The sequence below is a fragment of the Luteimicrobium sp. NPDC057192 genome (genome assembly GCF_042670205.1).
GTDB lineage: Bacteria > Actinomycetota > Actinomycetes > Actinomycetales > Cellulomonadaceae > Luteimicrobium.
Genome location: NZ_JBHUWD010000054.1, coordinates 1 through 21446, shown reverse-complemented (window position 1 = coordinate 21446; position 21446 = coordinate 1). Strand labels below are relative to the sequence as shown.

17 protein-coding genes are annotated in these 21446 nt (G+C 73.5%); 9 read left to right on the top strand and 8 right to left on the bottom strand.

Annotated elements, in window-relative coordinates; all coding sequences use genetic code 11:
• Positions 1-95: 95 nt before the first annotated feature.
• A complete protein-coding gene (locus ACFT5B_RS18655; protein ID WP_386800680.1) occupies positions 96-1388 on the bottom strand; it encodes a sensor domain-containing protein in 1293 nt (430 codons plus the stop codon).
• Between the two features lie 123 nt (positions 1389-1511).
• Between ACFT5B_RS18655 and ACFT5B_RS18650 the strand changes: the two genes are divergently transcribed.
• Positions 1512-2156: a response regulator gene (locus tag ACFT5B_RS18650; RefSeq protein WP_386800679.1), complete on the top strand. Its 645-nt coding sequence runs from the start codon at positions 1512-1514 to the stop codon at positions 2154-2156.
• On the opposite strand, the gene ACFT5B_RS18645 is transcribed toward ACFT5B_RS18650, so the two are convergent.
• A complete protein-coding gene (locus ACFT5B_RS18645) occupies positions 2137-4389 on the bottom strand; it encodes an MMPL family transporter (protein WP_386800678.1) in 2253 nt (750 codons plus the stop codon). The two genes, ACFT5B_RS18650 and ACFT5B_RS18645, sit on opposite strands and share 20 nt — an antisense overlap.
• Before the next feature lie 279 nt (positions 4390-4668).
• Here ACFT5B_RS18645 and ACFT5B_RS18640 point away from each other — a divergent pair, with 279 nt between their 5' ends.
• On the top strand, positions 4669-5334 hold the full coding sequence (locus tag ACFT5B_RS18640; RefSeq protein ID WP_386800677.1) for an SDR family oxidoreductase: 666 nt from the start codon (positions 4669-4671) through the stop codon (positions 5332-5334).
• A gap of 36 nt (positions 5335-5370) precedes the next feature.
• On the opposite strand, the gene ACFT5B_RS18635 is transcribed toward ACFT5B_RS18640, so the two are convergent.
• The 3 genes from ACFT5B_RS18635 to ACFT5B_RS18625 form a co-directional block, all read right to left on the bottom strand.
• Entirely contained in the window at positions 5371-5841 is a 471-nt protein-coding gene (locus tag ACFT5B_RS18635) for a carboxymuconolactone decarboxylase family protein (RefSeq protein ID WP_386800676.1), read from the bottom strand.
• Between the two features lie 73 nt (positions 5842-5914).
• Entirely contained in the window at positions 5915-6337 is a 423-nt protein-coding gene (locus ACFT5B_RS18630; protein ID WP_386800675.1) for a hypothetical protein, read from the bottom strand.
• 86 nt (positions 6338-6423) lie between these two features.
• Complete coding sequence (locus ACFT5B_RS18625) at positions 6424-7146, bottom strand: hypothetical protein (protein ID WP_386800674.1); 723 nt, start codon at positions 7144-7146, stop codon at positions 6424-6426.
• 119 nt (positions 7147-7265) lie between these two features.
• Here ACFT5B_RS18625 and ACFT5B_RS18620 point away from each other — a divergent pair, with 119 nt between their 5' ends.
• From ACFT5B_RS18620 to ACFT5B_RS18610, 3 genes are all read left to right on the top strand, one after another.
• Entirely contained in the window at positions 7266-9602 is a 2337-nt protein-coding gene (locus tag ACFT5B_RS18620) for a hypothetical protein (RefSeq protein ID WP_386800673.1), read from the top strand.
• Positions 9603-9640: 38 nt separating this feature from the next.
• Complete coding sequence (locus ACFT5B_RS18615; RefSeq protein WP_386800672.1) at positions 9641-11938, top strand: hypothetical protein; 2298 nt, start codon at positions 9641-9643, stop codon at positions 11936-11938.
• A 65-nt stretch (positions 11939-12003) separates the two neighbouring features.
• Positions 12004-14364: a hypothetical protein gene (locus tag ACFT5B_RS18610; protein WP_386800671.1), complete on the top strand. Its 2361-nt coding sequence runs from the start codon at positions 12004-12006 to the stop codon at positions 14362-14364.
• 22 nt (positions 14365-14386) lie between these two features.
• Here ACFT5B_RS18610 and ACFT5B_RS18605 read toward each other — a convergent pair whose 3' ends face one another.
• Genes ACFT5B_RS18605 through ACFT5B_RS18595 form a run of 3 tightly spaced genes read right to left on the bottom strand, consistent with a single transcriptional unit; the run spans position 14387 to position 16514 of the window.
• Entirely contained in the window at positions 14387-15421 is a 1035-nt protein-coding gene (locus tag ACFT5B_RS18605; RefSeq protein WP_386800670.1) for a DUF2804 domain-containing protein, read from the bottom strand.
• Positions 15422-15446: 25 nt separating this feature from the next.
• Positions 15447-15890, bottom strand: coding sequence for a hypothetical protein (locus ACFT5B_RS18600; RefSeq protein WP_386800669.1), 444 nt, complete (start codon positions 15888-15890; stop codon positions 15447-15449).
• Between the two features lie 30 nt (positions 15891-15920).
• Positions 15921-16514, bottom strand: coding sequence for an HdeD family acid-resistance protein (locus ACFT5B_RS18595; RefSeq protein WP_386800668.1), 594 nt, complete (start codon positions 16512-16514; stop codon positions 15921-15923).
• Positions 16515-16916: 402 nt separating this feature from the next.
• On the opposite strand from ACFT5B_RS18595, the gene ACFT5B_RS18590 reads away from it, so the two are divergent.
• The 4 genes from ACFT5B_RS18590 to ACFT5B_RS18575 all read left to right on the top strand — a co-directional run bounded on the left by ACFT5B_RS18590 (position 16917) and on the right by ACFT5B_RS18575 (position 21326).
• A complete protein-coding gene (locus ACFT5B_RS18590) occupies positions 16917-18005 on the top strand; it encodes an SGNH/GDSL hydrolase family protein (RefSeq protein ID WP_386800667.1) in 1089 nt (362 codons plus the stop codon).
• 173 nt (positions 18006-18178) lie between these two features.
• The gene (locus tag ACFT5B_RS18585) at positions 18179-18502 is read left to right on the top strand and encodes a metal-sensitive transcriptional regulator (RefSeq protein WP_386800666.1); all 324 of its coding nucleotides are present in this window, start codon (positions 18179-18181) and stop codon (positions 18500-18502) included.
• 26 nt (positions 18503-18528) lie between these two features.
• Positions 18529-18762: a heavy-metal-associated domain-containing protein gene (locus tag ACFT5B_RS18580; protein WP_386800665.1), complete on the top strand. Its 234-nt coding sequence runs from the start codon at positions 18529-18531 to the stop codon at positions 18760-18762.
• Between the two features lie 98 nt (positions 18763-18860).
• The gene (locus ACFT5B_RS18575; RefSeq protein WP_386800681.1) at positions 18861-21326 is read left to right on the top strand and encodes a heavy metal translocating P-type ATPase; all 2466 of its coding nucleotides are present in this window, start codon (positions 18861-18863) and stop codon (positions 21324-21326) included.
• Positions 21327-21446 lie beyond the last annotated feature (120 nt).

Sequence of the window (21446 nt, the reverse complement as noted above, 5' to 3'; positions counted from 1 at the left end):
GATCCGGCCGAGATACCGATGCAGACGCGGTATCTCGGCCGGATCTCGGTATCTCGGCGGGGGCGCGACGTCAGCGCACCCGCGCCGGCCCGGGATCAGCCCGCCAGCGGGACCCGGATCGTCGCGACCGTGCCACCGCCGAGCGGGCTCTCGAGGGTGAGCGACCCGTCGAACGCGCCCAGCCGCCGCGCGATCCCGGCCAGCCCGGAGCCGTCGGCCGTCGCGGCGCCCCCCGCGCCGTCGTCGGCCACGACGACCGTGAGCGCCTGCGGCGTGCGCGAGATCTCGACCCGAGCCCGCGTCGCGACGGCGTGCTTCGCGACGTTCGCCAGCAGCTCCGACACGGCGAAGTAGACGGCGGACTCGACGGGCATCGGCACGCGCCCCTCGAGCGTCGACGCGACGTCCACAGGGACGGGCGACTCCAGCGCGATCGTCCGGACGGCGTCCACGAGCCCGCGGTCGGCGAGCACGGGCGGGTGGATCCCGCGGACGAGGTCGCGCAGCTCCTGGAGCGCCGCCGACGACGACGCCTTGGCCTCCGCGAGCATCGCCCGCGCGGCCTCGGGGTCCGTCTCCATGAGGCGCTCGGCCGCCGTGAGGCTCATGCCCATGGCGACGATGCGTGCCTGGGCGCCGTCGTGCAGGTCACGCTCGATCCGGCGGACCTCGGCGGACGCGTCGTCGACGGCGTCGGCACGGGTGCGGGCGAGCTCCTCGACGCGCTGCTCCAGAGCGCGCGACGACGGCGACAGGACGAGCCGGGCCCACAGCGCGTGCCACCCGAGCGCGGGACGCGCGAGCAGCACGCCGCAGACCCCGGCGGCGATCCCGACGCCCGCCGCGATGATCGCGGTGGCCTGGTCGCTCACCGGCACGAACAGGAACCACTGGGTCCCGTCGGCGTCGACGATCGTCCGCCAGAGGAAGAGGAGCACGATGCCCCAGACCGCCTCGGCGACCAGCGCGATCGGCAGCAGCGCGATGAAGAACCCGACGAACGGGTCGGCGACCACCCAGAGCACGTCTCGTCCGGTCGACGGGTCCTTGACCTGGGCCACGAGCCGCCGCCACGGGGCGAGCGCACCGCCACCCCGCGGGGCGTCGTCGAGAGGGCGGTACCACTCGGGGATCTCGATCCCGGCGTACTCCTTCGCGAGCCGGCGCTGCCGCCGCGCGGCCGTCCTGGTCGCATTGAGCGCCCCGGGGACGAGGTAGCCGCCGACCCACAGGAGCGACAGCGCCGCGGTGAAGATCAGCCAGACGAGGAGCCAGAGCTCCCCGAAGGCGAGCCCGGCGAGGACGAGGCAGCGCCGCAGGGCGCCGGGCCGGGAGAGGGCGACGCGCGGCGCCGCCGGGGTCGCGGTCGGGAACGCGGTCGTCGTCACAGGACCACCTTGCCCGATCGGAGCGGGCGCGTCACGCCCGCCACGGACGGGACGAGCCCGTGACCTGCGGCGACACCCACCGCTAGGCTGGCGCCGACCCCGTCCGACCTCGAAGGGACCCCCGTGCGCATCGTGCTCGCCGAGGACCAGTTCCTGCTGCGTGACGGGCTGACCCGCCTGCTCGCGACGCACGGCGTCGAGGTGGCTGCCGCCGTCGCGCACGGCGACGAGATCCTGCCCGCGATCGAGGAGCACTCCCCCGACCTGGCGCTGCTCGACGTGCGCCTCCCCCCGACGTTCGCCGACGAGGGCCTGCGCGCCGCGCTCGAGGCGAGGCGCAGGACGCCCGACCTGCCGGTGCTCCTGCTGTCGCAGTACGTCGAGCAGCTGTACGTGGACGAGCTGCTCGCGGACGGGGCGCAGGGCATCGGGTACCTCCTCAAGGACCGCGTGTTCGACGACGTCCAGTTCGTCGCCGCGCTGCGCACGGTCGCCGCGGGCGGCACCGCGGTCGACCCGGAGGTCGTGCGTGCCCTCATGCAGCGCCGGTCGGCGACCGCTCTGCTCGACCGGCTCACGCCGCGCGAGCTCGAGGTGCTCGCCCTCATGGCCGAGGGCGAGGGCAACACCGGCATCGCGGAGCGGCTCGTGGTCACGGAGAAGGCCGTGGCCAAGCACATCAACTCGATCCTCATGAAGCTGGACCTTCCTGCGTCGGCGACGGTGTCCCGTCGCGTGGCTGCGGTGCTCACCTATCTGCGCTCCTGAGCTCGGGGACGCCCTGCCCGACGACGGCGCTCGTCCGGCGCAGCCCGGGCCACCACAGCCACCGGCGGGCGAGCATCATCGTGGCGGGCAGCAGGACGAGCCGGACGACGGTCGCGTCGAGCACGACGCCCACCACGAGGCCGACGCCGAACTGCTTGAGCTCGATGAAACCGAGCACCCCGAAAAGGCAGAACACGCCCACCATGACGGCCGCGGCGCTCGTGATGGTCCCGGCGGTGCGGGTGACGCCGCCGAGGATCGCCTCGCGCGTCGGGAGGCCGAGCTTGGCGTTCTCGCGGATCCGGCTCACGACGAACACGTGGTAGTCGAGCGACAGCCCCGACAGCACGACGAACAGGAGCATCGGCACCCACGACACGACGTGGCCGTTGGACGTGAAGCCGAGCACGCCCTCGGCCCACGTCCCCTGGAACACGAGCGTCAGCACACCGAACGTCGCCGCCATCGACAGCACGTTGAGCACGACGGTCAGCCCGGCGACCGCGACGGACCGGAAGGCGACGAGCATGACGAGGAACGTCAGCCCGAGCACGGCCGCTGCCACGATCGGCGTCGCGTGCCGGAGGTTGGCGGTGAAGTCGAGCGAGCTCGCGGCGTTCCCGCCGACGTCGGCGGTCGCGCCGGGTATGCTGCCCACGGTGGCCGGCACGACGGTCTCGCGCAGCGTGGCCACGGAGTCGTTCGCGATCTCGGACCCGCTCGTGCCCCCGCCCGACGACGCGGCCTGGGCGAGGTCGACGGTCACGACCGCGGTGCGTCCGTCGTCCGAGTACCAGGGCGCCTCCGTCCCGGCGAAGACGTCGGGGTGCCGGGCGACCTCGGCGTCGAGGGCCTTCACCTGGGCGCGGAGCTCGGACTCCTGCCCCGCGGGGACCTGGACGACGACCGTGTCGGGCGCGGCACCCTGCGGGAACTCGGCGACGAGGCGGTCGTAGGTCTGCATGGTCGCCAGGGTGCGGGGGAACTCGTCGACGTCGCCGTTCTCGAGCGAGATCCCGAGGACGGGCGCCGCGAGCGCGAGAAGTCCGACGACGGCGGTCACGGTCGCGGCCACCGGTCGCGCCAGGACGCGGCGCAGCATCGCGGGGACCAGGCGCGGACGTCCGCCGGTGAGCCGCCAGAGGACGGGCACCCGCGGCCGGTCGGCCCAGCGGCCGAAGATCGCGAGCATCGCGGGCAGCACGGTCACGGACGACACGAGCGCGACCAGGACGACGAGGATCGACCCGGTCGCCATGGCGGCGAACGTCGCGTTGCCGGCGAAGTACAGCCCGGCCATCGAGAGCGTCACGGCGAGCCCCGACACGACGACCGAGTGGCCGGCAGTCTTGGCGGCGACGCTGATCGCGTCGATCGTGGCGTCCTTCCCGAGTCGCTGGCGCTCCTCGCGGAACCGGCGCAGGTAGAACAGGGAGTAGTCGACACCGACGGCCATACCGACGAGCACGAGCAGGTCGGTGACCGTGCCCGGGTCGGGAAGGAGCTGGGACGCGGCGGCCCAGAGGCCGAGCCCGGCCGCGACCGACGACAGCCCGAGCACCACGGGGATGCCGGCCATGACGATCGCCCCGAACACGACGAGCAGGATCACCAGGGTGAGCGGGACGCTCAGGAGGGTCGCCCGCCCGAGCTGGCTGCCGAGCCAGTCCTGGAACTCCGCCTGGATCGAGGCCATCCCGACCTCCTCGACGCGCAGGTCGGGGTGCTCCGCCTGCACGGACGCGACCGCGTCCTCGAGCGCCGGGACCTGGGCGACGACGTCCTCGGCGGGCGCCGCCATCGTCGCCTGGACCAGGACGGCGGTGCCGTCCTTGGACGTGACCGGGTCCGCGACGGACGCGACCTCGTCGAGAGCGCCGAGCCGGGACACGAGGTCGCGGGCGGCGGCGTCGGCCTCGCGCGGGTCGAGCTTGCCCGTGCGCGCGGTGACGAGCGCGTTCTCGACCGTCGCGTCGGGGTGCCCGGCGTCGGCGGCGGTCTGGGCCGCGCGGCCCGACTCCCCGACGCCGAGGTCGAGGTCGGTGGCCTGGCGCGGCGCCACGGCCATGCTGACGCTCGCGGCGAGGACGATGAAGAGGGCCCACAGGCCGACCGCCGTCCAGCGGTGCGTCGCGCTCCAGACCGCGACCCGCTGGGTCACGCCGCGCGGCGCGACCGACGGCGCGACGGCACGGGCCGTCCGCCGTTCCTGGGTAGGTGTGCTCGTTGCCATGTCGATGCCGTCCCCCGGCTCGATCCGCCCGGCCGACGACGTCCCCGACCAGGTCCCGGGCGGTCGCCCGGACCTGATCCATCCTTCGCACGGCGGGGCCCGGGCACAGGGGTGCAGGCACCACTCTTGCGTCGCCCTCACCGTGCTGCCCCACCTCGCCATCCCGGCGAGATACCGAGATCTGCTCGAGATACCGATGCGTCCTCGGTATCTCGGCCGGATCTCGGTATCTCGGCGGCCCGACCTGCGGGACGGCGTCGGGCGCGGGAGAGTGAGGGCATGTCTCGCATCGCCGTGATCGGCGGCCACGGAAAGGTCGCCCTCCTGCTCGCACCGATCCTCGTCGCGCGCGGGGACGAGGTGACCTCGCTCGTCCGGCACGTCGACCAGGTCGCGGACGTGAACGCGACCGGCGCGCGCGGCGTCGTCGCGGACGTCGAACAGCTCTCGGCGTCCGACCTGTCGGACGTGCTGCGCGGGCACGACGCCGTCGTGTGGTCGGCCGGTGCGGGCGGCGGCGACCCGCGACGCACGTTCGCCGTCGACCGGGACGCCGCGATCCGCTCCATGGAGGCGACGCGCGGCGCGGGGATCCAGCGGTACGTGGTGGTCTCGTACCTGGGCGCCGGCCTCGACCACGGCGTCCCGTCCGACAGCTCGTTCTACCCGTACGCCGAGGCCAAGGCCGCCGCCGACGACTACCTGCGCGGCACCGACCTCGAGTGGACGATCGTCGCGCCCGGGACGCTCACGCTCGAGCCCGGGACCGGCGCGATCGACGCCGGCTCGCCCGACGACGGCGACGCCCCGGATGGCGGGAGCGTCCCGCGCGAGGACGTCGCCCAGGTCGTGGCGGAGGTGCTGCACCGGCGCGACACGATCGGCCGGTTCATCGCCTTCGTGAGCGGGGACGACGCGATCGCCGACGCGGTCACGCCCGCCTGACCGGCATCGGGGCGCCGCCCCGACGCCGGAGCCGCGTCAGCCGAGGTGGCCCGGCTCGTAGTCGCCGCCGCGGATCCCGAGCATGACGTTGACCCGGTTGAACGCGTTGATGATCGCGACCACGCTGACGAGCGCGGTGAGCTCCTCCTCGTCGTAGTGGCGGGCCGCCTCGGCCCACGCCTCGTCGGTGACGCGGCCGCCGTCGGCGAGTCGCGAGCCCTGCTCGGTGAGCTCGAGGGCGGCCCGCTCGGCCTCGGTGAAGACGGTCGTCTCGCGCCACGTCGACACGAGGTTGACGCGCAGCGGGTCCTCGCCCGCGAGGAGCGCCTCCTTGACGTGCATGTCGAGGCACGCGCCGCACCCGTTGATCTGGCTCGCGCGCATCTTCATGAGCTCGCGGGTCGCGTTCGGGACGGTCGAGGCGGCGAGGGCGTGGTCCGCGGAGACGAGGTGCTTGATCGCCTTGGGGCCGATGACGGTCGCGGTGGGGTTGAGCCGGGCGTCCATGGGGTTCTCCTTCGTCGGTGGGGTTGCTCTCACCTCCACGACGGGAGCGGTGCCCGCGAGGTAACCGGCCCGGTCAGGCCTTGACCGCGGCCGTGGCCGCGGGGACGACGGACCGCAGCTCGTCGGCGAGCACCCGCGCGCGCTCGCCGGCAGCACCCCACCCGACCACGGCCTCGGCGTGCACGGCCTTCCGCTCGCGCGTGACCTCGACGACCCACGGCTTCTTGAACGCGACGCGCGCGAGGACGAAGAGCGGCAGCAGCAGCAGGAGCAGCAGCATCTCGCCGACCACCAGAAGCGCGAGGACGATGATCGGCAGCGCGATGATGATGCCGATCACGAGCAGGATCGCGCCGAGCACCCCGAGGTGGTCGACGTCGGGGACGCCGAGCCCGCCGGTGAGGTCCCAGTCCGGCACCTCCCGGATCCTGCGCCGCCACGGGAGCACCCGGCGGTGCACGCGGTACGTCTCGCTGGCGGGGGTCACGATCTTCACGGGCGCAGCGTAACGGGGTGCGGCGAGGTCGTCGGCTGAGACGTCCGCGGCGCGCTTCCGCCCGCCGCACGCACGCGCGGGGGAGCTCAGACGACGCGGGCAGTAGCCCGACAGCGCTCCAGTGCCGTGACCAGGACGGACGCGTCGTCGTCGGACAGGCCCGTCGCCACGACGACCGGGACCGCGGGGCCCTGCTCGGGCCGACCCACTGCGGAGGCCGTCGCCAACAACTCCAGGTCCGAGCCGAGATCGCGCAGCACCTTGACGACCTCGATCCATCGCTCGCCGACGTCGTCGAGCACGACCGTGCGCGACCCCGTCGACCAGCGGAGGGGCAGTCTGCCGTCCGCCGCGGCCTCACCGGACAGCCCGAGCCGTTGCGCCGCGGTCGGCGCCGGGTGGCGCCGGTCCCACGCCCGCTTGCCCGCGAGCATCGGCGGCACGAGGACCATCGCCGCCGCGGTCGCCCCCGCGACCAGCGCCAGCTCCCCGCCGGCCGCCCACCACCCCGACGGCACCCCGTCGGAACGCGGCCCGAGGACGAGCGCCACCGCACCGAGCACCACGAAGCAGGCCACCCGCACGGCCCAGCCCGCACGCCGCGCGAGCGACAGCGCTCCTCCCGCGATCCAGCCGAACCACGCCAGGCCGGCGACGTCGGCGAGCCAGCCCGGGACATGGCGTGGCACGTCGAGACCGACGCACAGCGCTGCGCACAGCGCGAGCACGACGAGCCATGCGGCGGCGGGCCCGACGGCGTCCCGCGGAGCAGGGCGGGAGGCAGACGGCGTGCGGTTCTCGTCGGTCACGCCCGCATCATGCAGGACGTTCCGTGATCCCCGCATCGCAACCCCTTCACAGCGAACGCCAACCTCCGATAAAGTCCGCTCAGCCTGTGCGCTGCGGGCAACGAATTGCAGGAGGAACGATGGCGTCCGTGCAGGTCAGCAGGGCTTCTCGGATGTGGGCCTTCGGCGCCGCGGCCGCGCTCGCAGGAACGACGGCGCTCGTCGCCGCACCCGCCGCGTCGGGCACGGAGGCGCTGTCCTCGACGACGGCCGCCGTCGCTTCCGGGGCCGTCGTCGCCCCGACCTCGGCCACGGTTCTCACGGGGCACGCGGGGCTGACCGACGACGCCGTCTACGGCGAGACGGCGTCGGGCATCGTCTCGATCCCGCGCGGCGCGGTCGGTGCCGACTGGACGCCCGTGAGCGTCGGCGGCACCCAGCTCGCAGGGCACCTGCTGCAGGCCGAGGGCGACGCGCTCCTCGTGGCCGACCTCGACGGCAAGTCCGACACTCTCGCGTGGCGTGCCGCGGACGGAGCCTGGTCGGTCCGGTCCGTGCCGAACGGGACGACTCTGGGCCGCGGGGGGCTCTACGCCCTGCTACCGCCGGGCCCCGGGGCGAGCTACATCGTGAACTGGCCGATCGAAGACGTCTCGACCGGGACGATCACCGTGGTTCACCTCTGGGCTGGACTCCGGGGGGTCGCCGTCGACGGCTCGTCCCTGTGGACGACGAACGACCTGTACCACGGCGTCGACCAGTACGAGCTCCCGAGCAAGGCACGGCTCCAGGAGATCAACAGACTTGATGTCGACGACGCCGACGCACTCTCCGTCTCCGGCCGCTGGGCGCTCTTCACCGGCGCGGACGCCCGCGTGGTCGATCTCCAGCAGGTCTATGCCGACCTCGACCTCGGCCCCGCTGGCGTCCATCGCAGCGTCGTCCTGGGCGCCCGCACGATCTCCTGGCTGTCCGGGGACACCGTGACCGTCCAGGAGCTCGCGGGGACGCGTGCCACCAGGTCGGTCGGAACCTCCCGGTACCGCAACCTCGACGACGACGACCAGGGCACGACGCTCGCCTACGTCGACCCCACCGACCACGTGCGCCTCGTCGACCTCAGCTGGGCGACGGCCCCCCGCACGACGATCGTGGACCGCGTCGCACCGTCGGTTCCTCTCGTGAGCGTCGGGAACCGCGCCCTCAACTCCACGACGATCTCCGTCTTCGCGTATCCGCAGGGCGACGGCGCGACCCCACCGTTCCGGCCGTCGGGCGCCACCGCCGAGCTCCGTTATCGCCAGCACAAGAACGGCTCGACCGCGTTCGGGGCCTGGGTCGGCGTCGCTGGAGAGACCGCCACGCTCATCGTCCCCCGGGACTCGACGACCTGCTTCCAGGCCCGTGCCCGCGACAAAGCAGGCAACGTCTCGGCCTGGTCCGGGGCGGAGTGCGCCGTCGTCGACAGCACCGCCCCACGCCTCGCCGTCCACGGCCCGTCGTCCGGTACGAAGTCGGTGCATGGCAAGGCCAGGGTCACGGTCTCGTACTCCGCGAGCGACGCCACAAGGGTCAGGAACTACGACGTCCGGTACAAGAAGGCACCCAAGGGCTCGACGACGTACGGCTCGTGGGTCTACCCGGCGGGGTGGCAAGGGACCACGGTGTGGTCGCCGACGATCGGGGCGTACGCGGAGAGCATCACGATCGCGACGGGTCAGAGAGTCTGCTTCTCGGTCCGAGCCCGCGACGTCGCGGGCAACGTCTCGGCCTGGTCCTCGTCGCGGTGCAGCTACGCGGACGCGGCCGCTCCGCGGCTGACGAAGGTCGTCGGCCCTCCGCGGTGGTACGGCGTGCCGACGTCCGGCAAGGTCCGCACCACGGTCCGGTTCGCCGGGTGGGACGACCACGCCCTGCGGTTCGACGTGCAGATCAGGACGGCGGGGACGGACGAGGCGTTCTGGGGCTGGATGTACGTTGCCAGGGCGACCACGGCGCGGTCGTTCTCGTACGACCTGCCGGCCGGGCACGAGGCCTGCTACCGCGTCAGGGCGCGCGACACGGCCGGCCACGTGAGCGCCTGGTCGAAGCCGCGTTGCACGAACGTCGCCGCCTCCGGCGGCTCCAAGGCCCTCTACGCGGACCGCCGCACCACGCTGGGCGGCACGCGGGTCGCGATGCTTCGGTCGTCGAGCCTCCGGGGCACGACCGACCTCTACGCGGGCGCGTACATCCTGCCGGCCAGCTCACGGGGCATCCGGGTGCAGGTCCGGACCTGCCGGACGTGCGGCACCCTCATCGTCCAGATCCATAACTCGCCCACTTTCGTCTCGCTGGTGTCCGCGAGGCCGGGCTGGCGGTATGTGAAGGTCACCTGGAAGCCGGCGGACACGCCCGTCTCCCTGTACGAGGCGTATCCCCACGCCCCGCGGACGACGACCACGACGTATCTCCGCTCGTGGAGCGTGATCCGATGAGGACGAGCGGCCTTGCCCTTTCCCACACGAGGAGACCCATGACGTACGTGACGACCGCGCGGAGCCGTCGCACCTGGGCGGCCGTCGCCGTGGCGGCACTGGCCACGATGACTCTCGTCACGGCCCCGACGGTCGCGCGTGCCGCGACGGCGAGCACCGTGGCCGCCGACCCGGCCGGGACGGTCGTCGCGCCGTCGTCGACGGTGGTCCTCACCGGCCGCGCGGAGCTCACCGACGACGCCGTGTACAGCGAGACGGACGACGGCGTCGTCACGCTCCCCCGCGACGGCTCGGCGACCGACTGGGCGCCCGTGGTCGTCGCGGGGTCGCAGCTCTCCGGGCACCTCCTCCAGGCCGAGGGCGAGAGCCTGCTCGTCGCGAACCTGGACGGCGCCAGCGACACGCTCGCGTGGCGCGCCGACGACGGCAGCTGGTCGAGCCGGTCCGTGCCCAACGGGACGACGCTCGGCCGCGGCGGGCTCTACGCGTTGCTTCCGTCCGGCCCGGGCTCCGACGGCCAGGTCAACTGGCCGATCGAAGAGGTCACGTCCGGAGCGGTCGTCGTCCGCTCGCAGCGGGACTGGGTCGCGGGCATGGCCATCGACGGTTCGACGGTGTGGGCCCGTGCTCCCTACGGCGAGACCATCAACCAGTACGCGCTGCCAGCCGGCACCGTGCTGCGGGTCGCGCCCGAACCCACGTTCGCCCCCGGCGACGAGCTGTCCGTGAGTGGCCGCTGGGCACTTGCCACCGGTGGGAATACCAGCGTGATCGATCTCGACGGCGTCTACACGGACCTCCTCGTCGGCTCCTCGTCGGCGCTCCGCCACCCCGCAGTCGGGTCGCGGGCGGTCGCCTGGCTGACGTCGTCCTGGACCGTCATGACCCGCGAGCTCACCGGCGCACGCACCACCCGGACAGTGGGGGCCGCTGGCTCGGCCGACCTGGACCTCGACGACAGGGGCAGCACGCTCGCCTACGTCGACCGCACCCATCACGTGCGGCTCGTCGACCTCGGTTGGGCGGCCGCGCCTGGGGCGACGATCGTCGACCACACGCCCCCGCCGGTGCCGGCCCTCTCCTGGAACGGGCACCGCTCCGTCACCTCGACCGTGCTCTCGGTGACGACGTCTGCCGGAACCGACGCGGGGACGGCTCCGTACCGCCCGTCAGGGCTGGGCGACGTCGAGATCCGCTACCACCAGCACACGATCGGTGTCAGCACGTTCGGGCCCTGGATCGCGGGCGACTCCTGGCGACTCGACCTCGTCGTCGCACGGGGGACGACGACGTGCTTCCAGGCGCGGTCCCGCGACGGAGCGGGCAACTACTCAGCGTGGTCGTCGACCCTGTGCGGGTCCGTGGACGGCACCGCGCCGCACCTCACGGTCCACGGCCCAGCCACGTCGACCAAAGCCGTCAACGGGAAGGCCACGGTCCCGTTCACCTACGAGGCGACGGACGACACGCGCGTCCAGGACTACGACGTCCGCTACAAGAAGGCGCCCCGGGGCTCGACCTCCTACGGCTCGTGGGTCTATCCGTCGTCGTGGCAGGGCACCACCGCGTGGTCGAGATCCGCTCCCCGGCCGGGAGTGAGCGTCACGATCACCACGGGGCAGCGCGTCTGCCTCTCGGTCAGGGCGCGTGACATCGCAGGCAACGTGACCCCGTGGTCCTCCGCGCGGTGCACCTTCGCGGACGGCACGAAGCCGCGGCTCACCAGGCTGACGGGCCCCTCCGGCTGGCAGCCCGTGTCGTCGACGGGCAAGCGGACCTCGACGATCCGCTTCGCGGGCACGGACGACCACGGGCTGCGGTTCGACGTCCGGTACAACGTCGCCGGCGCCACGGGAAAGCTGCCCGGGTGGAAGACCGTCGCGTACAAGACCGCGGCGACCCACTACTCGTTCACTCTCCGATCGGGCTGGGAAGGGTGCTACGAGGTCCGCGCGCACGACCTGGCGGGGAACGTCAGCGCCTGGTCGGCGGTGCGCTGCACGCGTCTGGCCGCGCCCGCCACCGTGGGGCCCTTCAAGGCCGCAAAGCACACGACGGTCGGCGGGGTCAGGGTCGCGGTCCCAGGGGCCACGATCTGGGCGCACGACGGTATCCGGGGGATCCAGCTCCAGGTCCGGACCTGCCCGACCTGCGACTCCTTCCGCGTCCAGGTCACCGACCGGATGTACACGATCAACACCCGCTCGCGGAACAGCGGGTGGAAGACGGTCACGCTCCGGTGGCCCCTGTCGGCGAACGTCCTCGGCGAGATCGACCTCTACCCGCCGTCGTCGAAGCACGCGTACGTCCGCTCGTGGGTGCTCGTCCGCCACTGACCGGAGATCCGCGCCGCGGCGCCCGACCGACAGGCGCCCCGACACTGCACCTCCCGAGGAGATCGATGAAGCTCGCGCACGCGACACCGTTCGCCCGCAGCTGGGCGTGGGCCGCTGCTGCCGCGCTGGCCGGGACCACCGTCCTGGCCGACGTGCCGTCCGCTGCGGGTGCGACGCTCGTGGCTGCTGCGGCGGGGTCCGTCGTCGTGGCACCGTCGTCGACGGTCCGCCTGACCGGTGGCGTCGGGCTCACGGACGACGCCGTGTACGGCGAGACCGCCACCGGCATCGTCTCCATCCCGCGCGACGGCTCTGCCGTCGAGTGGAGCCCGGTCACCGTCGGCGGCACGCCGCTGACCGGTCACCTCCTGGCTGCCGAGGGTCACGCCCTTCTCGTCGCTGCCGCGGACGGCACCGACGTGATCGCCCGGCGCGCCGACGACCACACGTGGACGGCGCGCACGGTCCCGACGGGCACCGCGCTGGGGCACCGCGGCCTGTACGCGGTCCTCCCGTCGACGCAGCCGTTCCCGGGCTCCATCGATATCTCGACCGACGTCATCGACGTCGCGAGTGGAGACGTCGTCTTCACCCACCACGCGTACGGGAGCGGAGACCCTGTCGGGATCAGCGGGACGACGCTCTGGCGCTCCTCCGTGTTTCGCGACGACGAGACGACGGCGTGGGACGTGGTGTCGGGGGCCTACGTGAGCGGCGACACCGAAGGGGAAGCGAGCATGGACGAGACGACGACCCTCACGGTCATCGACCAGTGGGGACTCTTGATCGGCCAGCGCACCCTGGCACGCGACCTCCGGGGCGTCTACGCCGACGTCGACGTCACGTCGTGGCGGCGCGCAGCGATCGCCTCCAACGCCGTGGCAGGGTTGACGGCCGTGGCGGGCAGCACAGGCACCCTCACGGTTCGCGAGCTCACGGGCTCGCGGCGGACGCAGACGTACGGCGCCGGGAGGCTCGTCACCCCGGACGTCGACGATGCCGGCACGAGCCTCGCGTTCGTCGGCACGGACGGGCGGGCGCGGATCGCCGACCTGCGGTGGACCTCCCCGGCGGCGACCGCGCTCGTGGACCGGCTGGCCCCGGCGACCCCGACCCTCGTGACCGATCCGCTCGTGCGCTGGACGAAGGTCACCGCGACCGCCTTCGGCACCCTCGACCGGGCCGAGGCGCCGTTCCGGTCGTCGGGCGCGCCGGTCGCGACGATGCAGTACCGCCAGCGGCCGTCCGCCACGAGCGCGTACGGCCCGTGGCAGACCTACGACTGGCGAACCATCGAGCGGGATCGCGACGAGTTCTCCGCCCAGGTCGAGACTCCCCGTGGCGCCACCACCTGCTTCCGCGTCCGCGAGGTCGACCCGGCCGGCAACGCCACCCCGTGGGCGACGGCGTGCACGACGGTCGACGGCACCCCGCCCACCGTGAAGGTCACGGGACCGAAGAGCGCCGTGAAGGCGACGGAGGGCAAGGCCGTCGCCACGGTGACGTACGGCTCGACGGCCGTGGACCTCGAGAGCTTCGACGTGCGCTACAAGACGGCGCCGAAGGGCTCGACGACGTACGGCTCCTGGGTGCACCCGACGTCCTGGCAGGCCACGACGAGGACGAGCCAGAAGGTCACACTCGGTACCGGGCAGCGTGTGTGCTTCGCCGTCCGTGCGCGCGACGACTTCGCCGGCCCGGAGGCCAATGTCAGCGCCTGGTCGTCCTCGCGCTGCACCTTCGCAGACGGCACCAGGCCGAAGCTCACGAAGATCGTCGGGCCGCCGCGGTGGTTCGGGGTCCCGAAGTCCGGCGAGGTCCGCACGACGATCCGCTTCGCGGGGGAGGACGACCACGCGCTGCGCTTCGACGTGCGGATGCGCGCAGCATCCCCGACGGGCGTGTTCAGCGGCTGGAAGACGGTGCGTTCGGCGACGACGGCACGGTCGTACACGACCACCGTCCGCACGGGGCGGCAGGCATGCTTCCAGGTGCGCGCCCGTGACACCGCGGGCAACGTGAGCGCGTGGTCGAAGGCCCGGTGCTCCAACGTCGCCGCTCCCGCGACGTCGAAGGCACTCGAGGACGCCCACCGCACCACGCTCGGCAGCGTCAGGGTCGTCGCGCTCAAGAACTGCGTGCCCGCGACCCGGTGCGGGCCGACCTGGGGGGCGCGCCTCCTCCACGACCGCGGTACGCACGGCGTCCGCCTCCAGGTCCGCACGTGCCCGGAGTGCGGGACCATCCAGGTTCAGGTGGGCAACAAGGTCATGTCCGTGCGCACCGCCGCCACGACGACCGGCTGGAAGTGGGTCACGCTCACCTGGAAGCACGACGACTCGTTCGTCTTCTTCGACGAGAAGACGCCCTACCCGCACCCGCGGGTCACGACGAGCTATATCCGCGCCTGGAGCCTGATCCGCTGACGACGCCCCCGCACCACCGGCCTCACCATCGCTGCCTGGCCTCCTCGGCCCACCCCACGAGCCCGTCGAGCGGCACCCACGCGCCGTCGTCGGACTGGGCGTGCCCGGTGAAGGTGCCGAAGCACTGGTGCGTGCGCGACCCGACGACGCCGAGCTCGGTCCGGGCGACGCGCACGTGCTCGGGGTGGAACGTCGCGTCGACGCGCGGCCCGGTGATGCGCCAGGGCCGGAGCCAGTCGCCGGGGTCGTAGTCCCAGCGCAGGTCGTCGCCGATCTTGTGGATCCGGCCGTCCACCAGCAACGCGTTCTCCGTGGACCCGGTGCCGTCGGTCCAGCGTCCGCCGAGCTGGATGCCGCGGCCGTCGCCGCTGCCCGCGGCCCAGTTCCAGGTGATCCGGTAGGGCCACTTCCCGCGGCCGTGGTCGAGGACGCCGTAGCTCGCTCCGGGCGGGAGCGCGTGCCGGACGGCGTCGGGCCCCGCGCCCAGGCGCAGGGTGCCGGTCGCGGGCCGCGAGAGGTCCTTGACGGTGTACTGGAACCGGCGGGCGCTCCACGGCACGACGACGCTCATCGACTCGTGCCCGGCGGGCCGGGCGAGAAGGACGTCGAGCCCGACGCGCGGGTGCTCGACGCGCAGCCGGGTGCCGCCATCCTCCTCGTCGACCGCCACGACCAGCTTGCCCGCCCGCGCCGACGCGCGGCCTCCCCCGGACCGGTCCGGCAGGACGGCGCCGCGCGCGAACGGGACGACCGCGTCGACGGTCGTCTCCTCACCGGTCGAACGGTCGAGGACGTACACGCCGTGCACGCCCGCGTAGTCGAGGCTGGACAAGGTGACGCCCACGGCATGCGTCGGACTGACGATCCCCCAGTACTCCCAGCGCTTCCGGCGGCCCCAGCCGCGCAGGTTCGCGCGGTGCAGCGGGCGCCGTGACCAGCCGACCGCCGCGGGGTCGACGCGCCCGTCCGGCCGGCACAGGTCGAGCCACGTGCCGTCGGGCGCGGTCAGCTCGCGCTCGCGTCGGGACTGGTCGGAGGGCGTCATCGCACGGTCCACCCGGCGAGGGTAGCCGCCGTGCGGGCTACTTCCCGCGCGCCCGGTCGAGCCCCCGCCCGAGGGCGCCCGCGACCGGCCCGAGCGTGAAGCCGATGCCCCCCGCCCCCAGCGCGGCCACGGCGAACGACGCCGCGTCGGCGGGCGGCGCCGTCGTGCCCGGGAGCACCGTGGCGCCCCCGAGGCAGAGCAGCCCGACGACGAGCGACACCTGCCAGGGCAGCCGCGCCTGGAAGGCGTCGGCCCACGCGAGCAGCGCCAGGAACCAGAGCCCGAAGACGAGCGCGGTGTACCAGGCGGCCCACGCGTGCGTCGCGGTGAGCACCGCGCCGAGCCCGAGGAGCCCTGCGCCCGATGCCGCCAGCACCGTCCAGCCGAGCGGCTCGGAGGCGCGGGCGAGCGACCAGGCGACCGGACGGCGTCCGGCGCGGTGCCGTGGAGGGCGGGCGTCGTGCCCGACGGTCTGTGCCATGGGTCATCCCCCTGCGTGGCGCGACCCGGCTCAGACCGTGAGGTCCGCCTTCGCGAGCCGGCGGACCTGGAAGCCGATCACGACGAGCAGGATCCCGGCGACGAACGCCCAGATCCCGACCAGCCACACAAGGGCGGCGATGCTGCCCTTGGGCCAGATGAGGAGCAGGATCCCGAGGACGACCGTCAGGGCCCCGGTCAGCGCGCCCCAGCCCCACCCGCTGCCGACGGCCTTGCGCAGGTCGATGCTCGCCGCCAGCCCCACGAGGCCGACGAGGATCGCCCAGATACCGACGATCACCGCGAACACGGTGACGGTCGGGCCGGGCCAGACCAGCGCGACGACACCGAAGGCGACGGACAGCACGCCGAACGTGATGCCGAGGGCGGTCCCCCCGGAGGCCCGGTACCGGATCGCGTCGAATATCTCGAGCAGGCCGTCGACGATCGCGAAGATCGCGATGACCCAGAGGATCGCGAGGGCCGTGACGTCGGGCCAGATCACGGCGACGAGGCCGAAGGCGATCGTGAGCACGCCGCGGAGCACGGGCAGCCACCAGTACTGGCGCGCGGTTCCCTGGACGGAGCGGGTGAACGGGTCGGGTGCGACGGGGACGTCGGTCATGGCAGCTCCCTGGCGGTCGGCCGGTGCCCCGACTCTGCGTCGGTGCAGGTCGGGCACGGGTGGCGGTGGTGCGGCTCTTCCGCTCCATCGTCGTCCTCGGGCCCCCGACCCGCGCGTCGAGCGCGTCGTTCCCGTTGCCGCGCGACGCCGGTCGCCCTAGGCTTCCTGCTTGACAACGCTGTCAGAAAGGGCCTTCCAAGGCCCCCACGCCAGGAGGCAAGAGCCGTGCGAGCTACCGTGCACCACTCCCCCCGATCCACCCGCCCGTCCTGGGTCCGGCGGATCCTTCCCAGCGCGGCCGTCGCAACGGCCCTGGTCGCCGCAGCGGTCGCTCCGGCCGGTGCCGACACCCCGGGAGGCCGCACCGGCCCCCACGGACCCTCGTGGGTCGCCACCTGGGGCATGTCCCCGAGCGGGAAGGTCGACAACGGCTGCGCCAGCTGCACGATCCGCGACGTCGTCCACACGAGCGTCGGCGGGACCGAGGTGCGGGTCCACCTGTCGAACGTCTTCGGGACCGCGCCGCTCGTCGTCGACGAGGCGACCGTCGCCCTGCCGTCGACGCCGGGAACCGCCCAGGTCCAGCCCGGCACGATGCGCCCGCTCCACTTCAGGGGCGCGGAACGCGTGACGATCCCCGTGGGCCAGAGTGTGGTCAGCGACCCCGTCCGGCTGGAGGTGCCCGCGGACCACGACCTGCTCGTGTCCACCTACACGCCCGGGTACTCGACACCGATGACGTTCCACCCCGGCGCCCAGCAGAACTCCTTCTTCACCTCTGGCACGAACGCCACGGAGGCGACGTCGGCCGCCGCCCTGCCGCAGAAGACGCAGGCCTGGCACTTCGTGACGGGAGTCGACGTCGCGGGCTCGGGCGCACGCGGCACAGTCGTCGCGTTCGGGGACTCCATCACCGACGGCTACCAGTCGACCTACGACGTCGACCACCGCTGGCCGAACTTCCTCGCCGGCCGGCTGAACGCCGAGCGCCGCCCGCTCGCGGTGGTCGACGCCGGCATCGGGGGCAACCGCGTCCTCCTCGACGGCGGCGACGGGTTCGGCCCTGCCGCCCTGGACCGCTTCCAGCGCGACGTGCTGGACCAGACCGGCGTGCGGACCGTGATCATCCTGCTCGGGATCAACGACATCCAGCAGGAGCCGCACCAGCTCGACGCATCGAAGATCACCGCCGGGTTGAGCGAGCTCGCGGCCATGGCGCACGCGAAGGGCGTCCGCGTGCTCGGCGGGACGGTCACCCCCTTCGAGGGCTGGTCCACCTACGACGCGTCCGAGGAGGCCGCGCGCCAGGGAGTGAACGACTGGATCCGCTCCACGCGCGACTACGACGGCTACGTCGACTTCGACGCAGCCCTGCGCGACCCGTCCGACCCGCACCGGATGCTGCCCGCCTACGACTCGGGCGACCACCTGCACCCGGGCGACATCGGGTACGCCGCGATGGCCGACGCCGTCGCGCTGAGCTCGCTCTGACGAACCGACCCCGCGCGGCGGCGCGCGCGGAGACGCGGGCCGGGGACGCTCCACCGAGCGGCCCCGGCCCGCGGTCGTGCGGGACCCCGCGCACGGGCCTTGACTCCATACCCACCAGGGGTATAGTGGCTGCCATAGATACCCCCCACCCGTATAGCGGATCTGAGGACGCCATGACGCACGAGCACCACGCCACCGAGCCGGCAGCCGCCCCGGCCCGCGGGTACGCGCAGGACAAGGAGGCGTACCTCAAGCGCCTGCGCCGGATCGAGGGCCAGGTCCGCGGCATCGCCCGCATGGTCGACGAGGACGCCTACTGCATCGACGTCCTCACCCAGGTCTCCGCCGTCACCAAGGCGCTCCAGGCCGTCAGCCTCGGGCTCGTCGAGGACCACCTCGGGCACTGCGTCGTCGACGCCGCCCGCGAGTCCGACGAGGCAGGCCAGGCCAAGGTCCGCGAGGCCGCCGACGCGATCGCGCGCCTCGTCCGCAGCTGAAACACCCCACCCGGAGGAGATTCGACATGAGCACCGCACCCACCCAGCTGATCATCGACGTCACCGGCATGACCTGCGGGCACTGCGCCCAGTCCGTCACCACCGAGCTCACCGCGCTCGACGGCGTCACGTCCGTCGACGTCGCCCTCGTCCCGGGGGGCACCACGCCCGTGACGATCACCACCGACGCCGCGGTGAGCGAGGACGCGCTCCGCGCCGCCGTCGACGAGGCGGGCTACGCCGTCGTCGGCATCCACTGACCCCAAGTCCACCCGAGGAGGCGACCCACGTCGTGAGCACTCCCACCCACCCCACCGCGGAACACCCACCGCAGGAGATCGAGCTGGCCGTCGAGGGCATGACCTGCGCCTCGTGCGTGACCCGCGTCGAGAAGAAGCTCTCCGCACTGCCCGGCGTGACGGCGACCGTGAACCTGCCGCTCGAGTCCGCGCACGTCGTCCTCGAGCCCGGGACGAGCGCGTCCGACGACGAGCTGGTCGCCGCCGTCCGGAAGGCCGGGTACGACGCGCGGATCACCAAGCGGCACGGCGCCGCACCCGCCGCCGTCGGGCACGACGCCGCGGCCCACGAGCACGACGGCGCGCCCCACGAGGGCATGGACCACGACATGCACGGCATGACCGAGGAGGAGATGGCGCTCTCCGGCCACACGATGGCCCCGGGCCACGTGATGGTCGAGGGCGAGGACACTTCCGCCCCCACCCCGGACCGCGGGCACGACCTGCTCCGCCGGCTGCGGCTCTCGGCGGTCCTCGCGGTGCCCGTGGTGGCGCTGTCGATGATCCCGGCGCTGCAGTTCGACGGCTGGCAGTGGGTCGTCGCGGCGCTCGCGCTGCCCGTCGTGACGTGGGGAGCGTGGCCGTTCCACCGCGCCGCCTGGCGGGCGGGCCGGCACGGCTCGTCGACCATGGACACGCTGGTCGCGCTCGGCGTGATCGCCGCGACCGTCTGGTCCCTGTGGGCGCTGCTGTTCGGTGGCGCGGGCGAGATCGGCATGGAGATGCGCCCGACGCTCGTGCCCTCGGCCGCCCACCCCGGCGCCGCGCCCGAGCTCTACTTCGAGGTGGCCGTCGTCGTGACGACGTTCCTCCTCGCGGGCCGCTACGCCGAGTACCGGTCGCGCCGCCGCTCGGGCGACGCGCTCCGCTCGCTGCTGGAGCTCGGTGCGAAGGACGTCGCACGGGTCGTCACCGGTCCCGACGGATCCCGTTCCGAGGAGCGGGTGCCGATCGCCGCGCTCGCCGAGGGCGACCTGTTCCGGGTCCGCCCGGGCGAGAAGGTCGCGACCGACGGCGAGGTCGTCGAGGGCCGGAGCGCCGTCGACACGTCTCTGCTGACGGGTGAGCCCGTGCCCGTGGACGTCACCCCCGGCGACGTCGTGACCGGCGCGACGGTCAACACGTCCGGCACGCTGCTGGTCCGCGCGACGCGGGTCGGCGACGAGACGACGCTCGCCCAGATCGGGCGGCTCGTCGCGCGGGCGCAGACCGGCAAGGCCCCGGTGCAGCGGCTCGCGGACCGCATCTCCGCGGTCTTCGTGCCCGTCGTCCTCGTGATCGCGCTCGGCACGCTCGCCGCATGGCTGATCGGCGGCTCGAGCGTCGAGATGGCGTTCACGGCGGCCGTGGCGGTGCTGATCATCGCCTGCCCCTGCGCCCTGGGTCTCGCGACCCCGACCGCATTGCTCGTCGGCACGGGCCGCGGCGCCCAGCTCGGCGCGCTCATCAAGGGCCCCGAGATCCTCGAGTCGACGCGTCGCGTCGACACGGTCGTCCTCGACAAGACCGGCACCGTGACCGAGGGCCGCATGAGCGTCGAGGGCGTGGACGCCCCCCGAGTCGCCGAGATAGCAGCTCTCGCCTCAGGTAGCACGGACTCCGCGCTACCTCGGGCGAAAAGCGCTACCCCGCGGGAGGACGCGCTCCTGCTCGCCGGCGCCGTCGAGGCGCTCAGCGAGCACCCGATCGCCCAGGCCGTCGCGGCAGCCGCCCGGAAGGAGGCCGGCGCGCCCGGCCTCCCCGAGGTGTCGGGCTTCCACAACCACGCCGGCGGGGGCGTCGAGGGCACGGTCAGCCTCGTGTCCGGCTCGGTGCCCGACGACGGCGGCGCCCACCACGTGCTCGTCGGCCGCCCCGCGTGGCTCGCCGAGCAGTGCGTGGAGGTCTCCGCCGACGTCGCGAAGGCCGTCGAGATCGCACAGGAATCGGGTGCGACGGCCGTCGTCGTCGCGTGGGACGGCGCCGCGCGCGGCGTCATCCGCCTCCGCGACACGGTCAAGCCGACCTCCGTGGACGCCGTCGGGCAGCTGCGCGAGCTCGGGCTGCGGCCCGTCCTCCTCACCGGGGACAACGCCCCCGCGGCACGTGCGGCCGCGGCCGCGGTCGGCATCGCCGAGAGCGACGTGATCGCCGACGTCCGGCCCGAGGACAAGGTCGCGGTCGTCGAGCGGCTGCAGGGCGAGGGCGCGGTCGTCGCGATGGTCGGCGACGGCGTCAACGACGCCGCGGCCCTCGCGCAGGCCGACCTCGGCCTCGCGATGGGGACGGGCACCGACGTCGCGATCGAGGCGAGCGACATCACGCTCGTCAGGGGCGACCTGCAGGTCGCGGCGACAGCCATCCGACTGTCGCGGCGCACGCTGCGCGTGATCAAGCAGAACCTGTTCTGGGCGTTCGCGTACAACGTGGCGGCGATCCCCCTCGCCGCGGCGGGCCTGCTCAACCCCATGATCGCGGGTGCCGCGATGGCCGCGAGCTCCGTGCTCGTCGTCGGGAACTCGCTGCGCCTGCGCCGCGCGGGCTGAGGTGCGGCGTCCGCCGAGCAAGAAGGTCCGGCGTCGAGCAAGCGGCTGTTGGGGGCGTGGTCGACGCCGGCCCGTCGTGTTGGACGGCGGGGGCGCCCCCCCGGGGCGCGCCCACCGCGC

Coding starts and splice junctions, on each gene's coding strand:
- ACFT5B_RS18585 (WP_386800666.1), top strand. CDS start 18,179: ATGACGCACGAGCACCACGCCACCGAGCCGGCAGCCGCCCCGGCCCGC.
- ACFT5B_RS18610 (WP_386800671.1), top strand. CDS start 12,004: ATGAAGCTCGCGCACGCGACACCGTTCGCCCGCAGCTGGGCGTGGGCC.
- ACFT5B_RS18615 (WP_386800672.1), top strand. CDS start 9,641: ATGACGTACGTGACGACCGCGCGGAGCCGTCGCACCTGGGCGGCCGTC.
- ACFT5B_RS18620 (WP_386800673.1), top strand. CDS start 7,266: ATGGCGTCCGTGCAGGTCAGCAGGGCTTCTCGGATGTGGGCCTTCGGC.
- ACFT5B_RS18635 (WP_386800676.1), bottom strand. CDS start 5,841: ATGGACGCCCGGCTCAACCCCACCGCGACCGTCATCGGCCCCAAGGCG.
- ACFT5B_RS18590 (WP_386800667.1), top strand. CDS start 16,917: ATGTCCCCGAGCGGGAAGGTCGACAACGGCTGCGCCAGCTGCACGATC.
- ACFT5B_RS18595 (WP_386800668.1), bottom strand. CDS start 16,514: ATGACCGACGTCCCCGTCGCACCCGACCCGTTCACCCGCTCCGTCCAG.
- ACFT5B_RS18600 (WP_386800669.1), bottom strand. CDS start 15,890: ATGGCACAGACCGTCGGGCACGACGCCCGCCCTCCACGGCACCGCGCC.
- ACFT5B_RS18645 (WP_386800678.1), bottom strand. CDS start 4,389: ATGGCAACGAGCACACCTACCCAGGAACGGCGGACGGCCCGTGCCGTC.
- ACFT5B_RS18580 (WP_386800665.1), top strand. CDS start 18,529: ATGAGCACCGCACCCACCCAGCTGATCATCGACGTCACCGGCATGACC.
- ACFT5B_RS18640 (WP_386800677.1), top strand. CDS start 4,669: ATGTCTCGCATCGCCGTGATCGGCGGCCACGGAAAGGTCGCCCTCCTG.
- ACFT5B_RS18575 (WP_386800681.1), top strand. CDS start 18,861: ATGACCTGCGCCTCGTGCGTGACCCGCGTCGAGAAGAAGCTCTCCGCA.